This window comes from Clostridium aquiflavi (assembly GCF_031344075.1).
Taxonomy (GTDB): domain Bacteria; phylum Bacillota; class Clostridia; order Clostridiales; family Clostridiaceae; genus Clostridium; species Clostridium aquiflavi.
This window is the reverse complement of record NZ_JAVJAN010000001.1, coordinates 1-23,707: the sequence shown is the minus strand read 5'-3', so window position 1 is coordinate 23,707 and position 23,707 is coordinate 1. Positions and strand designations below refer to the sequence as shown.

General features: G+C 26.4%; 19 protein-coding genes. All 19 read left to right on the top strand.

What is annotated here, in order from left to right:
* The first annotated feature begins 84 nt into the window (after positions 1–84).
* Entirely contained in the window at positions 85–2,250 is a 2,166-nt protein-coding gene (locus RGC78_RS00095; protein ID WP_252214074.1) for a transcriptional regulator, read from the top strand.
* 66 nt (positions 2,251–2,316) lie between these two features.
* Positions 2,317–2,745: a hypothetical protein gene (locus RGC78_RS00090; protein ID WP_003368913.1), complete on the top strand. Its 429-nt coding sequence runs from the start codon at positions 2,317–2,319 to the stop codon at positions 2,743–2,745.
* Between the two features lie 13 nt (positions 2,746–2,758).
* Positions 2,759–3,184, top strand: coding sequence for a hypothetical protein (locus RGC78_RS00085; protein WP_003370322.1), 426 nt, complete (start codon positions 2,759–2,761; stop codon positions 3,182–3,184).
* A 356-nt stretch (positions 3,185–3,540) separates the two neighbouring features.
* Positions 3,541–3,987 (top strand): DnaJ domain-containing protein, encoded by a 447-nt coding sequence (locus RGC78_RS00080; protein ID WP_252214072.1) that lies wholly within the window; start codon positions 3,541–3,543, stop codon positions 3,985–3,987.
* Positions 3,988–4,035: 48 nt separating this feature from the next.
* Positions 4,036–4,593: an FHA domain-containing protein gene (locus RGC78_RS00075; protein WP_252214070.1), complete on the top strand. Its 558-nt coding sequence runs from the start codon at positions 4,036–4,038 to the stop codon at positions 4,591–4,593.
* 13 nt (positions 4,594–4,606) lie between these two features.
* The gene (locus RGC78_RS00070; protein ID WP_012424108.1) at positions 4,607–5,116 is read left to right on the top strand and encodes an FHA domain-containing protein; all 510 of its coding nucleotides are present in this window, start codon (positions 4,607–4,609) and stop codon (positions 5,114–5,116) included.
* Between the two features lie 5 nt (positions 5,117–5,121).
* Positions 5,122–5,961 carry a PP2C family protein-serine/threonine phosphatase gene (locus RGC78_RS00065; protein ID WP_252214068.1) on the top strand — a complete coding sequence of 280 codons (840 nt, stop codon included), beginning with the start codon at positions 5,122–5,124 and terminating at the stop codon, positions 5,959–5,961.
* 35 nt (positions 5,962–5,996) lie between these two features.
* On the top strand, positions 5,997–7,838 hold the full coding sequence (locus tag RGC78_RS00060) for a serine/threonine protein phosphatase (protein ID WP_309555708.1): 1,842 nt from the start codon (positions 5,997–5,999) through the stop codon (positions 7,836–7,838).
* A complete protein-coding gene (locus RGC78_RS00055; protein WP_309555707.1) occupies positions 7,831–9,108 on the top strand; it encodes a normocyte-binding protein in 1,278 nt (425 codons plus the stop codon). Before RGC78_RS00060 ends, RGC78_RS00055 begins: the two co-directional genes overlap by 8 nt.
* Positions 9,105–9,803 (top strand): hypothetical protein, encoded by a 699-nt coding sequence (locus RGC78_RS00050; RefSeq protein WP_309555705.1) that lies wholly within the window; start codon positions 9,105–9,107, stop codon positions 9,801–9,803. Before RGC78_RS00055 ends, RGC78_RS00050 begins: the two co-directional genes overlap by 4 nt.
* 108 nt (positions 9,804–9,911) lie before the next feature.
* Positions 9,912–12,560, top strand: a complete 2,649-nt coding sequence (locus tag RGC78_RS00045; RefSeq protein ID WP_309555704.1) for an Hsp70 family protein — start codon at positions 9,912–9,914, stop codon at positions 12,558–12,560.
* A 322-nt stretch (positions 12,561–12,882) separates the two neighbouring features.
* On the top strand, positions 12,883–13,659 hold the full coding sequence (locus tag RGC78_RS00040; protein WP_309555702.1) for a hypothetical protein: 777 nt from the start codon (positions 12,883–12,885) through the stop codon (positions 13,657–13,659).
* A 17-nt stretch (positions 13,660–13,676) separates the two neighbouring features.
* Positions 13,677–15,119, top strand: a complete 1,443-nt coding sequence (locus tag RGC78_RS00035) for a contractile injection system protein, VgrG/Pvc8 family (RefSeq protein WP_309555700.1) — start codon at positions 13,677–13,679, stop codon at positions 15,117–15,119.
* Positions 15,120–15,147: 28 nt separating this feature from the next.
* A complete protein-coding gene (locus RGC78_RS00030) occupies positions 15,148–15,756 on the top strand; it encodes a hypothetical protein (protein WP_309555699.1) in 609 nt (202 codons plus the stop codon).
* Positions 15,757–15,780: 24 nt separating this feature from the next.
* Positions 15,781–17,214: a late control protein D gene (locus RGC78_RS00025; protein WP_309555698.1), complete on the top strand. Its 1,434-nt coding sequence runs from the start codon at positions 15,781–15,783 to the stop codon at positions 17,212–17,214.
* An 18-nt stretch (positions 17,215–17,232) separates the two neighbouring features.
* On the top strand, positions 17,233–18,378 hold the full coding sequence (locus tag RGC78_RS00020; protein WP_309555697.1) for a pentapeptide repeat-containing protein: 1,146 nt from the start codon (positions 17,233–17,235) through the stop codon (positions 18,376–18,378).
* Positions 18,378–18,896, top strand: a complete 519-nt coding sequence (locus RGC78_RS00015) for a hypothetical protein (protein ID WP_012423478.1) — start codon at positions 18,378–18,380, stop codon at positions 18,894–18,896. Before RGC78_RS00020 ends, RGC78_RS00015 begins: the two co-directional genes overlap by 1 nt.
* A gap of 1 nt (position 18,897) precedes the next feature.
* Positions 18,898–19,647 carry a DUF4280 domain-containing protein gene (locus RGC78_RS00010; RefSeq protein ID WP_309555696.1) on the top strand — a complete coding sequence of 250 codons (750 nt, stop codon included), beginning with the start codon at positions 18,898–18,900 and terminating at the stop codon, positions 19,645–19,647.
* 28 nt (positions 19,648–19,675) lie between these two features.
* A partial coding sequence (locus RGC78_RS00005) for a DUF6531 domain-containing protein (protein WP_309555695.1) occupies positions 19,676–23,707 on the top strand: 4,032 nt, incomplete at its 3' end.

The following is a 23,707-nucleotide window of genomic DNA, read 5'->3' as shown; positions in this document are numbered from 1 at the left end:
TATGGTAAAATAAACCGAAAAAGAAAATGTGATTTCATTTAAGTATGAAAAGTAGCATAAAATAATTTTTGGAGGAAATAGATTATGGATGTTATTCAACAAACGAATAGAACGATATTATTTGAGGAAATAAACCCCGAAAGATTAGATTTGATTTCAGTAATTGGAGACACTAAAGGATTAAGCAGCTTAAATGATGATAAGATAAAAGAAATTAATGAAAATTTTTTAGTAAGTAGTTTTGATGAATTTTTAGATAAATTCTCACCTGTTGTATATTCATTTTATAATGCAACAAACCAGAAGGTTATGTATACATTGAAGAAACCTGAAAATCTTCCAGATAACTTTGTAACAGAAATCCCTATAAATCAATCAAATGATTTTCTAAAAATGTTATTCACTTTAATAGATACTAAAAGTGCTCAGGGAATAGCAAATGTAGATTTTAAATTTGAAAATTTATTAGATATGATTTCACCTAAAAAAGTAATGGATGATATAAGACAATCTAGAAAAGAAATACAATATTTATATAGTAAATATGACGAACTAGATGATGAAGATCCAAGTAAGTTAGATTTAGGAGATAAATTAAATAATTTATTTGAGAATGCTGGTGAAAATTACAATAACATAATGGCAATGCTTCCATTAGCTATTGAAGATATAAAAACGAGATTACTTTTAGGACAAGATGATAGCCAAAATGGCGGAGAAGCATTAAAAATAGGTGTGTTAAGTATGGGACAAGATGGAGAACTTAAGGTTCTTGAAGCACCTAAGAGTGAAGAAAAATCATTAATTGCAATAGATGACAAAGCAAATGTAGGATTAATTGAAGCCTTTGAAGATGACTATGATGAAGTGAATGAAACAAAATCTGATTATGTAAAAAGTTTAGTTGTTAGAACTTTTTGCCCGCTTGCATCTACAATGGAAAGTGAAATAGATGTAGAACATGAAGTTGAAAATTATAATACATACCTTGAGTTCTACAAAAATTCTAAAGATGATTTTATAAAAACTGTTAAACCATTAATAGAAAAAATTGTTGGTGTAAAGATGTTCTTTGACCAATATAAAACAAAAAACAAAGGTATGAAGCCAACATTACTTGTTGCAAATAATAAGCTTGACAGATTGGTAAATTCAGCTAACTTGCCAAGACTTGAAGCATATTTAAGTACTGTAAATGATAAAAATGATTTTGATAATACAATTTGGTTTGGAATAGTTCCATCAATTGAATTAGAAGGTCAAAACAAAAGTGGAGCTAAGAGAGAAAGATTTAAGGGAAACAAAAAAGTTGAAAAAATAGAATGTAATACTATGGAAAACCTATCTTTACTTCTTAATACAGTTCAAAAATATAGAATCCAAATTTTCTTTAGCTTTGAAGCAAGAGAAGATACTACATTTAATCATGTAGCTACAGCAGGAATAGATAAATTTATGGACAGATGTGCCCCTCTTATGAGACAAACATACAGCGAATTTGCAATTCCATGTGTTCCAAACTTTACAATAATTCCAAAAGAAAAATCAGGTGTGATACTTGATAGTAAAATGCTTATGACAGATGAGGGAAGTGCAGAATTGTCAAAAGCAAAAGAAGATTTATTTAAGTTATGGATTGAAGGAGTATATATTGGAAGTTCATATATTGCAGCAGGAATAGTTGCAGCATATCAATGTCCAGAATACTTAAGAGAATATTATGGCAATGTATTTTTTGATTATCCAGGAGTAAGATTTGATATTGAATCTGGAGATAATTCGCTAAGAATTACTTCAACTTTAGCAAAAGAAATATCAGGATTTACTAATGAAATCAAAAATTTAATAAATAGAAAGAACTTTGGATTTGTATTCTCATCAGAAAATGCTAAATACCAAGGTAAAGATATAAAACAAATTACAGTTTACAAGGCAAGAAGCCTTCAAGCAACTGAAAATGATTTTGAATCAATGTATAAGACCTTAGTTACAACTTATATAGAAAGAATGCTAAGATTCTATACTAATGATTTTAAAGAAGATAATATAGTTAAATTCTTTAGTAATAATCCTAATAGCGTTAAGAGTAAATGGATGTCAAATAAAGAATTCATTAATGCAATAATACAAGATGGAGATGACATTAACTTTGTTATAAATGATAAGAGTGGAACATGTAATATTGATCTTGTATTTAATGGAAATATTAAAAATCTTGAAGTTGAAATTACTAGAAGTGAAGCTAGCTAATTCTGATAGATATTAATTAAATATCTATTTTAATTATAAATAAATTATGAAAAGGGAGATGACAAAATGGGATTTAAAGTAAAAGTTGAAGGTGCAGAAACTATTGATTTAAGCATTGAAAGTGTTGAAACAGTAGAATTTAAGACTGATACACCTGATGATTCAAATGCCCGTTCAACAGACCAAGGTACAACATTAGTTATAACAGGAAAGATATTAACTCCAGTAGGAGGGGAAGCTGCTGATAGCACTATAAAATTAGCACAATGGTCTCTTGTACCAGCAGAAAAAGCTGATTGTTACAGAAGCGTAAAAGTAGATGTTATTTCGGCATCACAAATAGTAAGACAAATGACATTACCTAATGCATTTGTTGTAGACTACGAAGAAGACTTCGGAGATGCTGAAGGTATTGGTACTTTCAAGATATGTGTAAAACAAAAGAAAGATAAAACAGCTTTTGTAAAATTTGAAGGTGGATTTGGACAAGAATAGGAGGAATTAAAAAATGGGATTTAGAGTAAAAATTGAAGGCGCAGAAACAATTGATTTAAGTATTGAAAGTGTTGAAAAAGTAAGATTTACAACAGACACTCCAAAGGATGCTAATGCACGTTCAAAAGACGTAGGAAGCACAATGACTATAAGCGGAAAAATATTAACAGCTGTAGATGGCGATCCATTTGATAGCACAAGACAAATGGGACTTTGGTCATTAGTACCAGCAGAAAAAGCTGATTGTTATAGAAAAATAACAGTAGAAGTTATTTCAGCTGATCAAATTATAAGAAAAATTACTTATCCTAATGCTTTCGTTGTAGATTACAAAGAAAACTTTGGTGACACTGAAGGTATTGGTACATTTACACTTGTAGTTAGACAAAAGAAAGATAAGCTAACTCAAGTTACAATTGAAGGCGGATATAGCGCTTAATTATACCTAAAAGTAATAAAATAGCAATATATCTAATTTTACTATAGTTGCAGAGGATTTAAATTTGACTCACTAATAATTTAAATCCTCACATGCAACTTTTTTAAAATAAATATGAGTATTTTAGTTTTTATATACCTTCAGCATCACTAACTATAGTATACTAAAATATTTCAGTATTAGTCTATAGAAATTAAATATAGTATGAAAATAAAATCTTAATTTAAGTCTATGTTTTATTAGATTGTTATATATGCATAAGTAAGGGTGTATGGAGTAATGATGACACTTTGTTTATTGCTATATCAAAATATATTTAAAACATACTCTAATTTAAATAAAAAGTGAGTGATAAAGTGAAAAATTATTATAAGATACTTGGAGTTTCAGAAAGTGCTAATAAAGATGAAATAAAAAAAGCTTTTAGAAACTTAGCTAAAAAGTATCATCCAGATAAAAACAAAGATAATAAAGATGCAATAGAAATGTTTCAACAAATTAATGAAGCATATGAAATTTTAAGTAATGAATCATCTAGAGAAGAATATGATAAAAAGTTAAATCAAAATAATTCTAATAGACAAAAAAATGAAAGCAAAAATAATAGTAAAAAATCACAAGAAAAAACCAAAGAAAACTTTAACAAAGGTGATGCTTTAAATGATTTAAATCAATATTTCGAAAGTTTTTTTGGCTTTAAAGCAAGTAGTAATGATGTTGATGGAAGCAAAATAAAAAAAGATAGTAAAAATCCTATTGATACAAGTAATATATTTAATAATTTTTTTAATGTAAAGAAATAAGGATTTATATAGAGTAAAAAGTATTAAGAAAGTAATGGAGTGGTTACTTTGAAAAATAATCAAAATAATAAGTTGATATTTAGTATTCAATTAATAAATGTTTTTATAGGCATAACAATAACATTAATATTTGGAATAACTTATATGACTATAGAATCAAGGGAACTTAAAGGTGTACTTTTAGGTTTATTAATTGTATTTGGAATTATAACATTTATAACTTTATATAGAAAAATACATAATGAAAGTTATATAGAAGAAAGCAATAGTATAAATACCATTGAGCTAGTAAATGAAGATAATGAAATCATAAAACAATGGGAAATACAAGATAAAATATCTTTTCTTATTGGAAAAAACAATAAGAAGAACCATGTATTTGTAGACTTAGACAAATCTATTTATTCAACCTTAGTTGAAGAGAATCATGCAGTATTAAATTATGCTGCTGGAACATGGTATATAGAAGATCTATCTCTAGATAGTGGAGTTTGTATACAAAAAATAGATGATGGTAAAAAGTATAGGATTGTGAAAAATACTCCTTGTAGCTTAAAAAAAGGAGATATTATATTTATTTCAAAAGTGAAATTATTACTTAGATGAATGGAGTGATTATATGTCATTAATTAGATGTCAAAATGGTCATATGTTTAGTGAAAGACGATATGGTCCAATATGTCCTTATTGTAATATAGATACAAGTAAAAAAGAAAATAAGAAAGAACTTGTACCAGATGCGGAAGAAGTAGAAACAAATCTTTTATATCAAGAAATAGAGCCAGTATGTGGATGGCTTGTTTGCATTGAAGGATGTAGAGTAGGAAAAGATTATAAAATAAAGAATGGGAAAAATTTCATCGGTAGAGCTGATGATATGGACATACAAATAATTGGGGATAATTACATAACAGCCAGAAATCATGCCGTTGTAGTATATGATCCTAAAAAGAAAAATTATGTATTACTTCCAGGAGATTCTTCAGGAATTGCTTATTTAAATAATGAACCAGTATATATGCCAACACAACTTACAAATTATGATGTTATAGAGCTTGGAAAGAGTAAATTCTTATTTGTACCATTTTGTGGTGAACATTTTGAATGGCAAGATAAAGAACAGGGGTAATTTAAATGTTATTTATGAGTAGATATGATCAAAAAGAAGTAGTGCTTATATTAATAATGTTATTACTTTTATTATGTGTGATAAAGCACATATTGTTTAAAATTATGAACAAAGAAAATATAAGTTTAGTTAAATATTCACATATAGGTCATGAAGAAATACAAGAAGATTACTTTAATATAAAGAAAAAAGATAATGCAGTTTTAGCAGTTATTGCTGATGGCTTAGGAAAAAATGAAGCGGGAAGAATTTCTAGTATTACTGCTGTAAAAACAATATCAAATATGTTTTTAAAGGAATATAGTAATGAAAAAGTGAGTTACTTTTTAAAAAAAGCCATTAATAAAGCAAATCATGAAATACTTAAAAGAGTAGAGAAGAATAAAGGTGGTACAAGCATTTTAATGGCAATTATTGATGAAGAAAATTTATATTATACTTCTTTAGGTAATTTGATGTTAACTATTTTTAGAAAAGGTGAACTTATAAAATTGAGTGAAGGTCATTGTATGAATGAAGTTGCAAAAGAAAAATATTATGAAGGAAAACTTGAAAAGATTGAAGCACTTCAAGTTTTAAATAACAAAAAGGTTTTATATTACCTTGGACAAGAAAATCTTAATAATGTAGAAATGAAAAACCATAGTATTAAATTAGAAAAAAATGATTTACTTTTGATTATGAGTAAAGGGATTTATGAAGAAATAAGATGGGTAGATTTTGAAAATATATTAAATAAAAATAAAAAGCATATAGATATAGTTTTGGATGAAATTATAGATGAAATAGAACATCATGAAAATACTCATAATGGAAGCATAATAATTATGAAAAAGAATATTTAAAAATAATCGCATTTTAATAAGTTAGGGTGAGACAAATGAGAAAGTTGAATTCAAAATTTAAGACAAGTTTTATATCAGAAGAAGGAACGCATCTTCAAAATAAAGATTATTTTGCCTTTGTAGAGCTTGATAAGTTTGGATGTTATGCAATTGCAGATGGTATTGATAATGACACAGAAAATGACACTGCTCAAATTGCAGTAACAACATTCATTAAATTATTTACACAAAATCCTACTATGAATAAATTTACACTAAAAAAGTATTTAAATAAAGTTAATGAAGAAATAGTAAAGACAAGTAAAAATGTACGACTTAAAGCATCTATGACAATAGCTATAACTAATTACAGTAAAGTTAGGTATATTGTAATAGGTAATTCAAGATTCTATTTTTTTAAGGATGGATATTTAAATGAAAAAAGTAGAGATCTATCATTAACTCAACAACTTAGTGATAAGGAAATGATAGCTTTAGATAAGGCAGCTAAGCATATAGAGAGAAATAATCTTTCATGTTACTTAGGAGAAAATAAATTAAGTTCACCATTCATATCTAAAAAAATAAAACTTAACGATGGTGATGTATTTACATTGCTTACAAAGGGAATATGGGAAAATTGTGATGAAAAAGAAATAGAAGATGCTCTAGAGGGGGCAACAGAGCCTGAAGAAGTTGCAGATAGAGTTGAAGATATGATCTTATCAAAGCAATTAAATAATTTAGAAAACTATACACTAGCTGTAACCTTTGTTGAAAAGGCATATATAAATCCAAAGAAAAAGGCTATGATAAAGAAAATTTTATTTGCAGCAATTCCAATAATCTTGGTTTTAGTTATAGCATTAGTAGTATTTAATGTAAAGCAAAATAAAAAAAGAGAAGCAATTGCATCTATGAATAATTATGTAAGTGAAGCAAATGGATACATAGAAAATGAACATATAGAAAAAGCAAATTCAAAATATGAAGAAGCATTAAAGATAGCTAACAAATATAAACTTAAAAATGACATAAAAGAAATAGATGGTGAATGTAAATATACAGAAATAATACTTGAAGGTGATAAAAAACTTGAAGAAAAGAAATTTAATGAAGCTTTAGATCAGTACTTATTAGCAATGCAAAAAGGTGAAGATGTTGATGATAAAGCAAGAAATTATATTTTGAAGAAAATAGATATAGCTAAAACATGTATAAGTGTTGCTGATCTTTTGGAACTTGCAGACAGTCAGTTAGAAGCAGGAAAAGTACCAGAAGCAGAAGCAAATTACTTAGAAGCAAAAAGACTTGCTTCAAATTATTATTTAAAAGATGAAAAACAAGAAGCTATAGATAAACTTAAAGGAATATATGAAAAGCAAGGCAAAGAAGCAGAAGCACAAAAGCAAGATGAGGAAAAGGCTAAAGCAGAAGAGGAAAAAGCAAAAGAAGAAGAAGAAAAAACTAAGGAAAAAGAAGAAAAAGCTAAAAAGGAAGATGATGATCTTCAAAGTAAAGCTATAGACCTTAGAAAAAATGGTGATACACAATATATAGCAGGAGATTACGTAGGAGCGAAGATGTATTATGCTTTGGCAAAAGAGGCATTTGAAAAAATAAATTCAAATAGTTTAGCAAATGAATTAGAAGAAAAAATAGTTCTTATGGATAAAAAAATAGAAGGGCAATCGCAAACAAAAGCTGAAGGTGATATATATCTAAATGAAGCTAACGAAAGATACGTTAAGGGTGATATAACATCTGCAAAAGTTTTATATACATTAGCAAAAGATGCATACACTCAAGTAGGTCTTACAGAAGAAATAAAATCAATAGATGAAAAATTAAAGGTATTAGATAAAGAAATAGCTAGTACAGGTGGTAAAAATGAATAAAATTTATGAAAAATTAAATGAAATAAATGATTTAAATGATAGAGTAATGCTAAAAAAAATACTGAACAGTGTCTTCACTTCATTAGAACAACATAGTGAAGATAGATTTAATGATTTAGAAGAAAGAGTTTTTGATGAAATACAATATTTAGAGGAAAAATATAATGTGTATTCAACAATAATTGATAGAAAACATTTAGATGTAACTAATGAATTTTTATTTCCAATGATAGAAGAAGATACAGAGGAAAAGATATATGATGTAAAAACAATTATAGATAATTTAAATGATAATGTATCTTCTGAAATGTTTAATGTATTTCTAAAATGCGACTACAGTATTTTTAAACAGTTCATATCTAATAATTCAGAAATAACAGGAATTATAGAAACAAATAAAAAGATTCATAAAGCTTATTTTAAAATAAAAGCAAATACTGAATATAAAGAAAAAATAAATACTTTATACAAGTGTTTTATAAATAACAACATTATGTGGAAAACAGTTAATATGCCTTATATTAATAAAATAGCACAAATATTTCTCACAGAGTGTGAAGATCAAATAGATGAAGAAGAAGAGATTATAAAGATAAACATAGACTTTGGTGATTATAGCAAATATATAAAATATGATATGGTGCCACTTTGGAACATTAAAGAGATTAAATTGAAATGTGCAGGATTTCCAGTACCTTGTATAGATAAAGTTAATTTTGAACATTATATTTCAATTGAAAAAGAAGGAACAAATCATGGTTACTTGGTTAATTTAGATGAAGAAAATATGGATTATGTAACAATAAAAAAGAATTATATAACAATAACATCAAAAATATCTGTTTCATCTCCATGGATAGTCTATAAGATTGTAAATTATAAAGAAGATAATACTAAAAAAGATAATTACGAAATTATGAGTAATTACAAGAATGTTAATTTTTCAAATAGATTTTTATTTAATAATAGATATGTTATAAAAACAAAAAATGAAATAGCAAAGCTTATAAATTCATTTGAAGTATCAAAACATTTGAGATTTAGAGATTTAAAAATAGAAGAACTTAAATTTGATGAAGACAAAGAAACCTACGCTGCTAATGATTTTATAATAGATGAAATAAGAGAAGATAACATAAAAAAATCTTTAGTTTTATACTTTGAACCAAAGAACAAAGAATATTATTTAAATAAAGATATTTTAAGTTTTTTAGTATCAGAAATACAAATTATTTATCCGGAATATAAATGTGAAGGAAGATTAATATGAATTACATTTATGACATCTTTATAAAAGCAATAGAAGAAAATACTCCAACAGAAGGAATTAAATTTAAACAAGCAGAGGTATATAGTCCATATATGGAACTCGCTATTCAAAACATTAATTCAAGCAAATTACCACAAAGTGAGTATATTGAAATAAATGCTTTGTATAGGTTTCAAGAGATATTTGAAGAATTGTTTGATATTAATTTTAAAGAAAACATAGAATTAAAAAATGTACTATTTGATATATTAATTCATTATTTATGTGAGTTAGATTTAAAACAAGGATTAAATAAAAATGAATTTTATAAGAAGTTTTTATTTAAAGACGTAATAAATAATGTATATGGAGAAGAGTTAGCTAAAGATATACTTTGTTTTAATAAAGAAGAAACAGATATATTTTTAAATAGCTTTATAACTTTATATAAAACAGGGACTTCGCTGCAACTTTTCAATAAAATTTTAGCAAAAATATTTAGAAATAGCACAGTGTATTTAAATAAAGAAAGTTCAAAAGATATATATGTTTATTTAAGTGAAGTTGAAGATAAAATTCTAAAAGGCAAAATAAATGCTATTATAAATACATTTTTACCTATAAATATGAATGTGTATTTATTTTGGGACAAACATTTTGGAATTTTAGGTTCTGATAATACCATGAAAATTGATGACATAGTAATGATTGAATAAAAAGTTATAAATATAATTTGTATGTTTTTTCTTTTTCATTGAAAAAATGAATTGAAAAGTATAGATGTTATTAACAATTTAAAAACAACCAAAAATCAGGAGGAAAAAATGGGATTATATACATACAAGTTGCATAAAAAACAAGAAGAAAATATTTCAAAAAGATATAAAGAAAAAGACTTAATTTTAATGACAACTTTTCAATTAAGAGAAATATGTAATAAAGAAAAGTTAGTGAAAAGTATAGTAAATCCTTTAGATAAAGAAGAGCTTATAAAACTTATTATGAAATATAGAGGAGAAAAAGATAGCCGGTTAATAAGTAATTATATAGAGGACGGAATAGAAAGAATTGAAAAGTTTTTAAAGAGAAGTGCTAAAAAAGAAATCCCAAGTGATATTGTAGATTACTCAGGGAAAATAGTAATTTACAAAGATTTATCACTTGAAATATATGATGAATATGAGTTGAAAACCAATAAAGAGTTAGACGAAGGTAATGTTCTTTTAGTTGATAATAATTTTAATGTTTCTACTGTACTTAATATAAAAAAGATAAAAAAGAATAATGAATATAAATACTTTTTAGTAAAAGGTAAAGATGTTTTTATTCAAGAAAATCAAAGTAAATTTTATAATCTAATATTTTTACCACAAAAAGAATCAGAGCTAATTTATGATATATATGAAAATAAAGTTGATTTTCAAAATTATAATTTAGAGTACTCATCTGTACCTATTTTACAACTTGAAATAAAAGAATTAGAAGAGACAACAATGCCAATTGCTATAGATTTTGGAACATCAAATACTACAGCAGGGATTTATATAGATAAAGAAGTATTTCAAGGATTAAATGATAATTTAATTAGAAATATAAATTTAGAAGATTATGAAGATGATAAAGTAAAATTAGTAAAACTTTTAGATACGACTAAAAAAGATTATAGCATAACTCCACTAATTCCAAGTGTAGTAGGCATTAAATATATAAATGAAAATGAAGATAATGTGAAATATATCTTTGGCTATGATGCATTATTTGCATCAAAAAAGAGATATGTTGATGACAGTTTAACAGTTTTTTATGACATAAAAAGGTGGATAAGTGATTTCGAGAAAAGTGAAAAAGTAATAGATATTCATGGAAAAACAACACTTATAAAGAGAAAAGATATCATAAAAGCGTATTTAGAGTATGTCATATCTTTAGCAAATCAAAGATTTAAATGTAAATTCAAAAATATATACATTTCATGTCCATCGAAACAAAAGTATAAATTTCACAAATTATTTGAAGAAGTATTAAGTGAATATAATGTTGAAAGCAAAAATATGATAGAGGAAAGTGTGGCTGTTCTTTATAACACAATAAGTAATTTTATAGATAGAGATAAGTATTCAAGTGGAGATGAATATAAGGCATTAATCATAGATTGTGGAGGGGGAACTACAGATCTTTCAGGTTGTAGTTTTAGTATAAGAGATAATAGAGTTTCGTACAAAATAGATATAGAGACATCATATGAAAATGGAGATACAGACTTTGGAGGTAACAATCTTACATTTAGAATTTTACAATTTATAAAAATATTAATGGCAAATGCATTGGCTAGGGATAATTATTTAGAAATTAAAAAAGCTATAGTGGATGAATTTAAAATAGATATATTTAGAAACATAGATAAATATGGAATTGATCAATTATATGAAGACTTAGATAGTGAATATGAAAGAGCTGAAGAGATAATTCCAACAAAGTTTAAATTATATGAAACTAGAAATAAAGAAGACTATTGCAAAGCTAGAAATAACTATTATTTCTTATTTAATTTAGCAGAAGAGATTAAGAAATTATTCTTTAGTAATCCAGAACTTATAAAGATAATATTAAGTCCAAATGAATTAAAGGAAAATTTAGAAATAATAGATAGTGCTCAAATTATGTATGACAAATGGAAATTATCCTATATGAATAATGGAAGATTGCAAATTATAAAAGAGGCACCAACATTAAATATTACAACTTATGAAATAAGCACATTAATAAAAGGTGATGTATATAACATAATAAAGAAATTCTTAGAAACTTTATATAAAAATGATGAACTTTATGAATATTCACTAATTAAACTTACTGGTCAATCATGTAATGTGGATATATTTAAAGATGCTTTAAAAGAATTTATACCAGGAAGAATAATTGAAATAAATAAAAGTAAAAAAGATACAAGTGAAGATTATGACTTAAAGTTAAGTTGCCTTAAGGGCGCATTGAAGTATCTTTATTCTAAAAACTTTGGATATGCTGATATACAAATTCAAAATAATATGCCAACACTTCCTTATACACTTACAGCATTTACACATAAGGGAGACGAAATCACATTAATTAAAAATAAAGCAATAAAAAGAGGTTTCGTTTCAAGATTTATGGACCGAGTTATATTAAAGCTTTATTTAAAAGATAGCAGCAATAATGTGAAGTATGAATATGATTATAAGTTTAATAATGAAGAATTAGAAAAAACTGATGCTGTTAGTATTATAGAAAAGTATCCCAATATAAGTCAGCATGAAACAGATAATATTGAAAATGATGAAATAAAGTTTTTTGTTTGGGCAGAAGAGGAACTTTGGGGATTTTATGTACTGGCTATATTGAGAAAAGATCATGAATTATATATCAGCAAAGAGAAGTTCTTTTATTTTGAAAATGATAAATGGGAGAAAAATTTCTTTGATGGAATGAACTAGTTTTAAGGGGAGTGTTGATATATGTATAAGTAAAGTGATCAAAGCCGAAATGAAAGGAATACATTTGCTCGGTTACTGAAAAGTTTATTGGGTGTATCTAACATTACAAGTTGTACCCAAAATGCTAGCTTCAAAGATAAACTTTGAACAAGCATATTTGGAACAACTTATAATGAAGAAACACTAACCAAAAACTTTTTTAATGTAACACTACACAAAATATACCTTTCATTTCTAATTTAACAATTAACTTAGATATGTCAACGTATATTAAAACAGATATACACGTTGCTATAAAGAAACATTGAAAGAAGGTGGTTTGGTGTTTGAAAATAGGTATCCATTATTTGAAAGTGGTAGACTTTTGAAAATAGATATGCTTAATGAGCTTAGGGATTATCCAAGAACATTTATTGACATAATGTTTAAAGAGTATTGTGATGGAATAATCTCTGGATGTTCAATAGATGTAGTAGATGATTTCTTGATAATAAGAAAAGGGATAATTAAGTATGATGAAATCATTTATATTTTGAAAGAAGATACAAAAATAAAATATGAATGTAATAATAAACTCACTATATTAAAGCTGAGATTTATGGAGCAGGTAATAGATAAAGATTTTATAGAAAATTGCACAGAAATTTATTTGGATGATGAACTTCAATTAAAGGAAAACGAGATGGAAATATGTAGATTTCAGCTTAGAGAAGGAGCACATTTAAGAGTAAATTATACTGGTTTTGAAGATTTGTCAACGGAGTATGACACTGTAAACTTAATTAATTCTTCTTATGCAACTAAAAACGAAGTAGGTTTATCACCAATTATTTTAAGGATGTTTGGAAAAGAATTAATAAAGTGCAATATTAATGAAGCATGGGACATAACTTTTGCGACTATGTGCATTCAAAATAAAGATGCAATTGAGAAAGATATAATAATAAGCTACCTATCATATAAGCTAAATATTCAAGAAAAGGATTATTCAAATGAGGAATTGTATTTATATCTTTTAGAGGTATTAAAAAAACAAAGAGAAGATTCAGGAACAATTAATAATAAAAGGGGAAGATTTAAAAAGATATTGATAGATTAAGAGGGAGTGATTAAATTATGGCAGAAGAATTTATATCATATGAAAACTTAAGAATATATCCTTATGAATTTCAACATATAAAAGACCTAAAAATAGAAAATGAAATAAATAATCATGGGATTTTAAAAGTTACAGGTATAATAGATGATTCATTAAAAGATGATTATGTATTATCTACAGATGAAGACACGCCTATTAAAGTATATTATCAAAAAGGTGATGAAAGTATTTCATTATTTAATGGTATAGTTACAAAAATTAGAGTTAATGTTATACAAGAAGTTTATGTAATGTCTATAGAAGCTAAAAGCTTTACTTATATGTTAGATATGTATAAGAAAAAACGAGATTTTCAAAATATTAATATGACTACACATGAATTAATTAGTGAAGTTATGAGTTCATATAAAGGTGCAGTTTATGACACAAACATTCCTAATGAACCAATTGGAAAATTTGTACTTCAGTACAATGAAACTGATTATGAATTTTTAAAACGAATAGTATCTAGATATCACCAAAGTATTATAAGCGACATAAAAAATGATGGTATTCATTTATATTTAGGAATTCCAGATATATCTATAGAACCAAAGAAGAAAATATTTAATTATACAATTTCTAAAAATATAAAAGAATATAATGATGTGAAAAATAATGATATGCCAGAAATATTAGAGACAGATTTTATTATGTATACTATTAAAACTTTAGAAGTATTTAATACAGGAGAATATTTTGATTTTAAAGGGCATGATTTATACATTAAAAAATCTATTTATGAAATTGATGAAGGAAATTTAAAAAATATATATGAATTATCGCCAAAGGGTGGAATTAGATCGAGACGTTTATATAACATGAATGTTATAGGAATATCAATTAATGGTAGTATCTTAGAAGTTCAAAGAGACAGAGTTAAAGTAAAATTAGAAATTAGTGAAGAAATAGATGCATCAACAGCTTATTGGTTTCCATATGCTACAGTTGCTTCTTCACCAGATGGTGGAGGATGGTATTGTATGCCAGAAGTTGGTGAGAGAATAAGATTAAATTGTCCAACTAAGGATGAAAGTAAGGCATTTGTTGTAAACTCTATAGGAACTAATAAAGGAAAAACAGGAGCAGAAGCTGAAAATGATAGAATGTCTAATCCGGATATTAAATCATTAAAAGCAGATTCAGGACAAGAAGTTAAGTTTACCCCTAATGGTGTTAATATTACGTCCTCTGGTGGACAAGCTTCTGTAAATCTTAATAATGATGGAACGGTAGAAATAACAGGTCAACAAAATGTAAATATATCATGTGCACAATCATTATCTTTAAGAGCAGAAGAAGAAATGACAATCTGTGCCAAAAAAAGTATAGATATACAATGTGAATCAGGAAGTAGCTTAGTTATGTCTGAGGGTGATGAAATATTAGCAACAGGAACAAGAGTTGCTAATAATGGATAATGTTTAAATTGAAGAAAGAGAGGAATTTATGAGTAATATAGATGAAAAAATAGCTAAATTAAAGTTACAACAAAGAATTGACAAAGAGGAAGAGGAAAGATTAAAAAATGAACCTATAGTTAATGAAAAGGAAATAACATTAGAAGAAGTTTGTGAAGGAATAAAAAATGGTGAAGTTATAATTAATGATAAAAAAATTATATTTACTAAAAAAGTTTTTTATGATGGGAAGTTTGAATTACCTGTTCCAGAATCCTTTTTTGAAGTGAAAGTTAATACAGATAAAAATTTAGTATTAGTTAATAATTTACAAGGTATAAGTTTTAATGGAAATTATATAAATCAATGTACTAAAAAACAAAACTTTAACACAATAAAATCTGCAATCCAAAAAAATTTTAAAGAAACGAAAATTTATATGGAATGGATAGAAGAAGGTAAGTTTAAACTAGGAGATTCAACAGTATTTTTTGCAACATATAAAACACCTACTGCTAAAGGACAACTATATAATCTTGTTTTTTTAAGAGATTATAAAGGTACAGTGTCAATTGGTAATTATAATTGCTTTTATAAAGATATAAAAGAATGGGAACTTTTAATTAAAGCAAGTGTTAAACTTATGAGATTTATATAAAATAATTATGAAAGGAGAAATTTCATGTCCAATAACATTATAAATGCAATTAGTTATGAGGATATAAGAGTAGATGGATATTCAATTCAATCAATTCGAACTTTATGCATAAAAAATTCTATAAATAATCATTCTACTTTAAAGATGATTGGTATTATTAATAATGAAAATATTGAAGACATTAATAATACTACTAAAAACAAAGAAATAGAAATTTATTACAATACAGAAAAAAGAGAAACTTTATTTTATGGAATTGTTACTAATATAGAAGTAGAAGTTATAGATGAGGTATATACAATTAAAATAGAAGCAAAAAGTATGACATATCTTATGGATATACAAGTAAAATCACGATCATTTCAAGATACATCATTATCAGTTCAATCTCTTATGAAGCTAGTGATGGATGGGTATAAAAACTCTTCCTACTTATTAAATATTCCAAATGAAAAAATAGGTGAACTAATTGTACAATATGAAGAAACAGACTGGCAGTTTTTAAAAAGAATAGTATCAAAATACAATCAGGGGTTATTACCAGTAGCAAATTTTAATTATATTACGTTTATTGCAGGAGCTGAAAATCAATATAAAAATTTACAACTGTCAAAGATCCAATATGATATGTATAAAGATTTAGAAGAATATGATTATATGCTTCAAAATTACTTAAATGATGCTAATGAAATAGATTATTTAACATATAAAATAATGGATTATCCTATATTAAATCTAGGAGATTACATGGACTTAGATAATAAAACATTATATGTATATGAATGTGTTTATGAGATAAAGAATGGAATATTAGAAAATACTTATAAGCTTAGAATGCAAAGTGGATTAAGACAAAGAAAAATTTATAATACAAAGATTATAGGAAGTTCAATTCAAGGAAAGATAATAGCAGTTAAGAATGATGTAGTACAAATTCACTTAGAAATCGATGATTGTAAAAGCAATGATGTATATTGGTTTGACTTTTCTACAATGTCAGCTTCAAGTGATGGAAGTGGATGGTACTGTATGCCAGAGGTTGGTGATAGTATTAGAGTGTATTTTCCAACTAAAGATGAAGATGAAGCATTTGCAGTAAGTTCTGTTAGTAATTATGAACAAGGGGCAGATGAAGCAGAAGATAGAATGGGTAATCCAGATAACAAGTATTTAAGAACAGCAAATAATAAGGAAGTTAAGCTTACTCCAGATGGAGTATTTATTTCATGTGATGGTGGACAAGCAGATTTAGCATTAAAAAGTGATGGAACATTAAATATAGTAAGCCAAAACAATATAAACATAACTGCTAAAAATAATATGAAAATAGAGGCGGAAAAGAGTTTTAAAATGACATCAGGTCAAGGAATATATATTTCTTGTGACAAAAATGGAGGAATAGACTTTGATGAAGGAGGTCAAATAAAGGAGAAAGGTATTCAAGTTAAAAACAATTAGAATGAAAGGAGGAGAATTGTGAATAGAGAAGAAGCATTAAAGGATTTTAATGAAAAAGTTGTTAATAAAATTATTAATGAATATAAATTAAGATTTGAAGAAAATTTAAAGCAATATAAAGACATACTGTGCGAGATTTTGATAGATAGCATAGTAAATTTAAATAAAAAAGTATGTAATGTTAGAGATTACAATAAAAATTACTTATTAAATGTTTTACAATATGAACTTCTAAGAACTAATGTTTTAGATGACAGCTATATAATATGGCTCCATGGATATAACAGAAGTTGGTATCTTGATGAGGATTCAGTATATGAAGAAATTAATCTAAAGTTTTTATTTGAACCTTTTATAGAATTAAAACAAGTTCTTATAAAGAAAAAGAAAGTCTACCTTGGAAAAGTAAATAATTACGATATTCAAAATATAGTTTTTAACATAGTAAAAGAATGTTATTACAGTATAGAAAATATAGCAAGAGAATATATGTATGATTTAGATGATAATGAAAAGATAAAAAACGTATTCCTCGATGAATATTATCTAATTAAATGGAGTGAATATAGAGAAGAAAGTAAAACTATATTTGCTATGGATTATAGAAAAAAGGAAACTAAAGATTTAATAGGATTTACTAAAAATCCATACATTTATCCGATTTTTACAAAAAGTACTTTAAATGAATGTGAGTTAAAGAATCAGGACCTTTTATATGCAAATTTTAAAGAAAGTAAATTAACAGAAATTAATATTATAGAGTGTAGTGTACCTAGAGGTAAATTTAATAATACTGAATTTGTAAAGTGTAATATTAAGAATTCAATAATGACAGGGAGCATTTTTAAAAACACTAGTCTAAATACAATTAATTTTATCAATAGTGATTTAAGAGCATGTAACTTTAACTATTCTGATTGCATTGAGGTTACATTTAATAATTGTAACCTTGAAGATGTTTCATTTTATAAGTCTTCATTATATAGGATAAATTTCATTAATTGTAATTTAAAAAGTGTTAATTTTATTGATGCTAAATTTCATAAGGTAAGCTTTGAAGGAAGTGATTTAAAAGAAGCATTATTTAATGAAGAAGTTATACCATTTATTCATATAACACCAGAACAACTTCAAGATATAAATATATGGGGTGAGTTAAAATAATGAATTACTTTATTTTAAAACAAGATAGAGATTTAGAAAATGCTATTGAGATAGAAGGATTTAATAATAGTAAAAAAATGATTTTATTTAAGGAAAATGAAAGTACCTTTAAAGATTCTACTAACATTCCAATAAAATGTAACGAAAACAGTGTTTATCCTGATTTTATACAAGCTCCTGTATTACTTGTTTCTGATGAAATCCATAAAGTATTTAAAATGTATGAAAATACAATAGTATATAAATTGGCATTTTTTACGAGCTTAAAAATGAAAATTCAGAAAGTTTATAGATTAGTGCTTACAGACACTGTAGATGCTTTAAGTGACAAAACAACATATTTTAAAAATGGATGGGTAGATAAAATAATTTTAGATAAAAAGAAAATAGGAGATTACAATATTTTTCAAATAAAAGCAGGGGTAGAATATTATTTCGTAGTTTCACTTGATGTAGCAGAAAGCATATTAAAAAGGAGGTTTACAGGAATAAAATTTGAAAAAGTTGAGGTGATATAAAATGAGTGAAATAGGAGATTTTTTAGGTTCAGTAGCAAAGGATGTAATCAAAGAAACAGGAGAAATAATAAATGAAACTGTAAGTTCTGCTAAAGAGCTTGGAGCAGCAGCTGTAAATTCTGCAAAGTATTTATCAGAAGATATTGGTAATGCAGTTACAGGGAAAAATGAAGAAAGTTCCAAAGGAGAAGATTCAAAATCAGAAGAAGAAAAACCGGATCCAGCATTTATACCAGATACAGATGAATGTAATGCTAGATTAAAAGAGTTAGAAAATACGTATATACTTCATACTGCTGTTATTTTGTGCAGTAAAGCAGATCATGAAAGTTATCTAGTTGTAACTAAAGGTCATGGTGAGTTTATACAAGGGATTCCTCAATTAAATGTAGGAGATTGCGTACCAAATGTAAACATAAGAAATTTTGGAATATGTAGAAGTCCTAAAAATCCTGATGTACAGGAAGCAGCAAAGGAAATATTAGATAAAGTAAAAAAAGAAAATGAAGGTGGATTTATAAATAAAGTTAAAAATTTCTTTTTTAAATCTTCAGGTGATGTATGTGATAGCGAAGAAAGTTTAGCGGCTAATTGTGCAGGAAAATGTGATCCACAAATATTTGTAGATGAATGGCCAGATGGAAAAGAGGATGTTTTAATTGATGGCAAACCAGCACTTCTTGGAAAATGCAAATTAAGTTGTGGTTATGATGGTGAAATAACTATATTTACAAGTGGACAGAGAGATTAATTAAATTAGGAGGGAGTGGACGAGATAGATGTTACTTATATACAAGGAATTTAATATAGATATCCCATATGAAGCTATAAGAGTTGAAGATATGAAAATAACAATGTCTTTAAATGACCATGGACAGTTGTATATTAAATTATTAATAGCTGAAGGAAAAGTAGCAGAATATACAAATAAAGATTTAAGTAATGAAAAGATAGCAGTATCAAATAAAAATGAAAGTGATAATTCTAAATTATTTATAGGTAAAATAAGAAATGTTCATATGGTATATGAAAATGATGTTTTAATCATGGAACTTAATTGTATTTCATTTACCAAACAGTTTGATATAAAGAAAAATAGCAGAACTTTTTGTAATTTGGATATGACTTATAATGAAGTAATAGGTAAAGTATTAGAATCTTATGATAAGAAAAATTATGTATACAATTTAGAAAACAATGATAAAATAGGAGAATTTATTCTTCAATATGAAGAAACTGATTGGGAATTCCTAAAAAGAATAGCAAGTCATTTTAATGCCTTATTAGTTCCAGAAGTAACAGAAGAGTATGGAAGATTTTATTTTGGATTACTTGAATTAGATAAGAAAAAGGAAATAATATTAGAAGATTATGAAGTTTTAAAAGATATAGATAGTTATAATAAACGAGAATATTTAGGTTTAGAAGATAATTTTATACAAGAATATACGAAATGGACAGTAGTATGTAATGAAAATTTATTATTAGGTGAAAAAGTTATATTCAATAACATTTCTTGTATAGTATCTAAAATAGATATAGAAATTTATAAAGAAGAAGTAAGAAAAATATATACATTATGTATCAAAAGAGGATTAAGAAGTATTTATAAAACTAACAAGAAAATATTTGGAATGGGTCTTCCTGCAACTGTAAAAGATGTACAAGGAAATACCATGAGTGTTCATTTTCATATAGATGAAAAAAATGAATCATATTCAAATGAAAAGTATTTTACCTATGCAATTGAAAGTAGCAGTTGGTATTGTATGCCTGAAAAAGAGAGTATAGTTCATATATATTTTCCAACGAATGATGAAAGTGAAGCTATAGCAGTTCATGCAGTGAGAAATACAGATGCTAATGGACAATATGCAAGTAAAACACAAAATCCTGATATAAAATCATTTTCACATACGGCAGGAAGTGGGATGGCTCTTTCTCCAAGTAGTATAAATTTTGCAGCAGATAATAGTAATTCAGTTGCAGTAAATATGTCACAGTCAGGTGATATATCAATATGTGGACAAAATGTTAATATTATAGCTAGTGAAGATATACAGCTGGGAATGCGCGATGGTGCTGGAGGAGAAGAAGCTTTAAAACCACAAGTAATTCAATTATCCGCTGGTAAAAAAATTGGTATTAGTAAAGGTAATACATGTGGAATAGAAATTGTAGATGAAACTTTTCTACAAGGACCATTAATAAAATATGAAGGAACCATTAAAGATGCTATAGAATTACCAGAAGCAATAGCAAATAGAAATAAAGATGATGAAGAGAGAATTAATGCTATTAATGCACAAGCAGAAAATGTAGAAAGACAAAAAGTACAAGAAGCTAAAAATAAGGCGGGTTTTGGAGTATTTGCTTGTGTAGTGGGAGCAGTAGCAATAGTTGCTGCAGGAGCTGCAATAGTTGCTACTGGTGGAGTTGGTACAGTAGCTGCAGTTGCATTAGTTTCAGGGACATTTTCAGCTATATCAGGAGCAGCTATGGCTAAAGAAGGTGTTCAAGACTATGCCAAGGCTTTAGATAGCGGAGATTTTTCACAGTCCTCTAACTTTGTGAGAGACACAGTGTTTGGAGGAAATGATACATTATATAATCTAGTAACATATGGTGCAGTATTAGTTTCAGGAGTTTGTATTACAATTCTATCAGCTGGAACTACAGCTGAATTTGAAGGTGCAATGACAAAAGAAGCAATGCAAGCAGCAACAAAAAAAGTAATTAAAGAAGCAATTAAACCAGCAATAAAGAAAGCTGCTATGGATGCTATAGGGGACATTGGTCTTAATGCCATGATGGATTATGGACAAGATGGTAGAATTGATATGAGTCCAATTGATTATATAAAATCGGCGTGTACAGTATGTGGTTCAAGTGGTATTAACAATGGTGTTATTAATAAATTAAAAAAGATGGAAAAGGCAGGCGTTAAGTGTAAAACAATAGGAAAACTTAGAGTGCTTGGAGATACAGCTATAAGTTCATTAACAGACTATGCAACAACTGGAGAATCAGATATTAGTAAAAATTTATTAAGATCTTATGTTAGTAATAAGCTTTGTTTTTCAGATCCAGTAGATGGAGCAACAGGAAGTTTATATATACCAGCAACAGATGTAGTACTTCCAGATATTAATGATGAATTTAAGATAGAAAGAAAATACGAATCTGTAAATCCTAGAGTAGGAGTCTTAGGAAAATGCTGGACAACAAATTTTGAGACTACAATGGAAATAAAAGGCGATTCTGCCTATGTACTATGCACAGATGGTCATATTGAAACATTTAATAAAATTAATGATGAATGGGTAAATGACAAAGGCGCAGCAGAAATATACACATTAAAAGCAGAAAAAAATCACTGGATATTTAAGTCATATATAGATAAAAAAATATACACATATGATTCGTCAGGAAAAATATTAAAAGTAACAGATAAAGTTGGAAATGAATTAACTTTTACTTATATTGAAAATCATATTGAAACATTAACAACATTTTCAAATTACAGATTATTCTTTACGTATAAGGATAATAAGGTAATTCAAATAAAAGATGAATTGGGTAGAGCTGTTCAATATAGATATAATGGAGATTACTTAACAGAAGTAATTCATGTTGATCAGGGAATAACAAGATATACTTATAACGATGAAGGATTTATAGACAGTATAACAGATCAGAATGGACAAACTTATACAAAAAATTTCTTTGATAAAAGAGGAAGAGTAATAAGACAAGATTTCCCTAATAATGATAGTTGTATAATAACTTATGATGATATTAATAAAGAAGTTAGTTTTTATTATGAACAAAGTAAAAGAACTGAAAAAACAAGATTTAATAAAGATGGATTGATAACTCATTTATTTTATGAAGATGGAACAACAGAAGAATTTAAGTATGATGAACATGAAAATAAAAATTATATAAAAGATAGAAATGGATTTGAAACTTTCAAAGTATTTAATGAATATGGAAGTTTACTAAAAGAAACATTATCAAATGGTTTAGTTAAAGAATATATTTATGATGAAGAACAAAATTTATTAAAAGAAAGAGATAATTTAGGAAAAGAAATACTATTTACTTATGATAGTAAAGGAAATTTATTAGAGAAGAAAACAAAGATTTCAGTTGGAGAATATAAAACTGAAAGTTACACATATGATTCTTATGGAAGAATAACAGCTAAGGTTGATGGAAATGGAAATATTTCAAACTATGAATATGATAGTGGTAGTTTTATAGAAGGTAAAAAAGGAAAAGACCCTGTAAGAGTAATTACTAACAGTGGTTATGATTATGAATATGAATATGATGAAGTAGGAAGAAATACATCAATATCAACAGATTATGGAACTATTGAATTTGGATATAATAATCTTGACTATGTTTCAAAAATAAAAGATGGAAATGGAAATGTAACATTAAAATATTATGATAAGATGGGTAATCTTATAAGTATTTATACTCCTAATGCATGTTTAAATAATAAGCAAAATGGACAAGGTTATTACTATAAATATGACCATATGGATAGACTTATATCAATAAAGAATCCACTTGGAATTATAGATAAAAGTATACGAGATAGTGAAGGAAACATAATAAAAGAAATAAATCCTAATTATTACGATGATAAAACTGAGAATGGATTAGGAATAGAGCATGTTTATGATAAAGATAATAGAAAGATAAAAACTATTTACCCAGATGGTGGAATTGAAAGATTTTATTATGATGCAAATGGAAATGTCATAAGGCATATAAGCCCAGAATACTACAATAAAGAA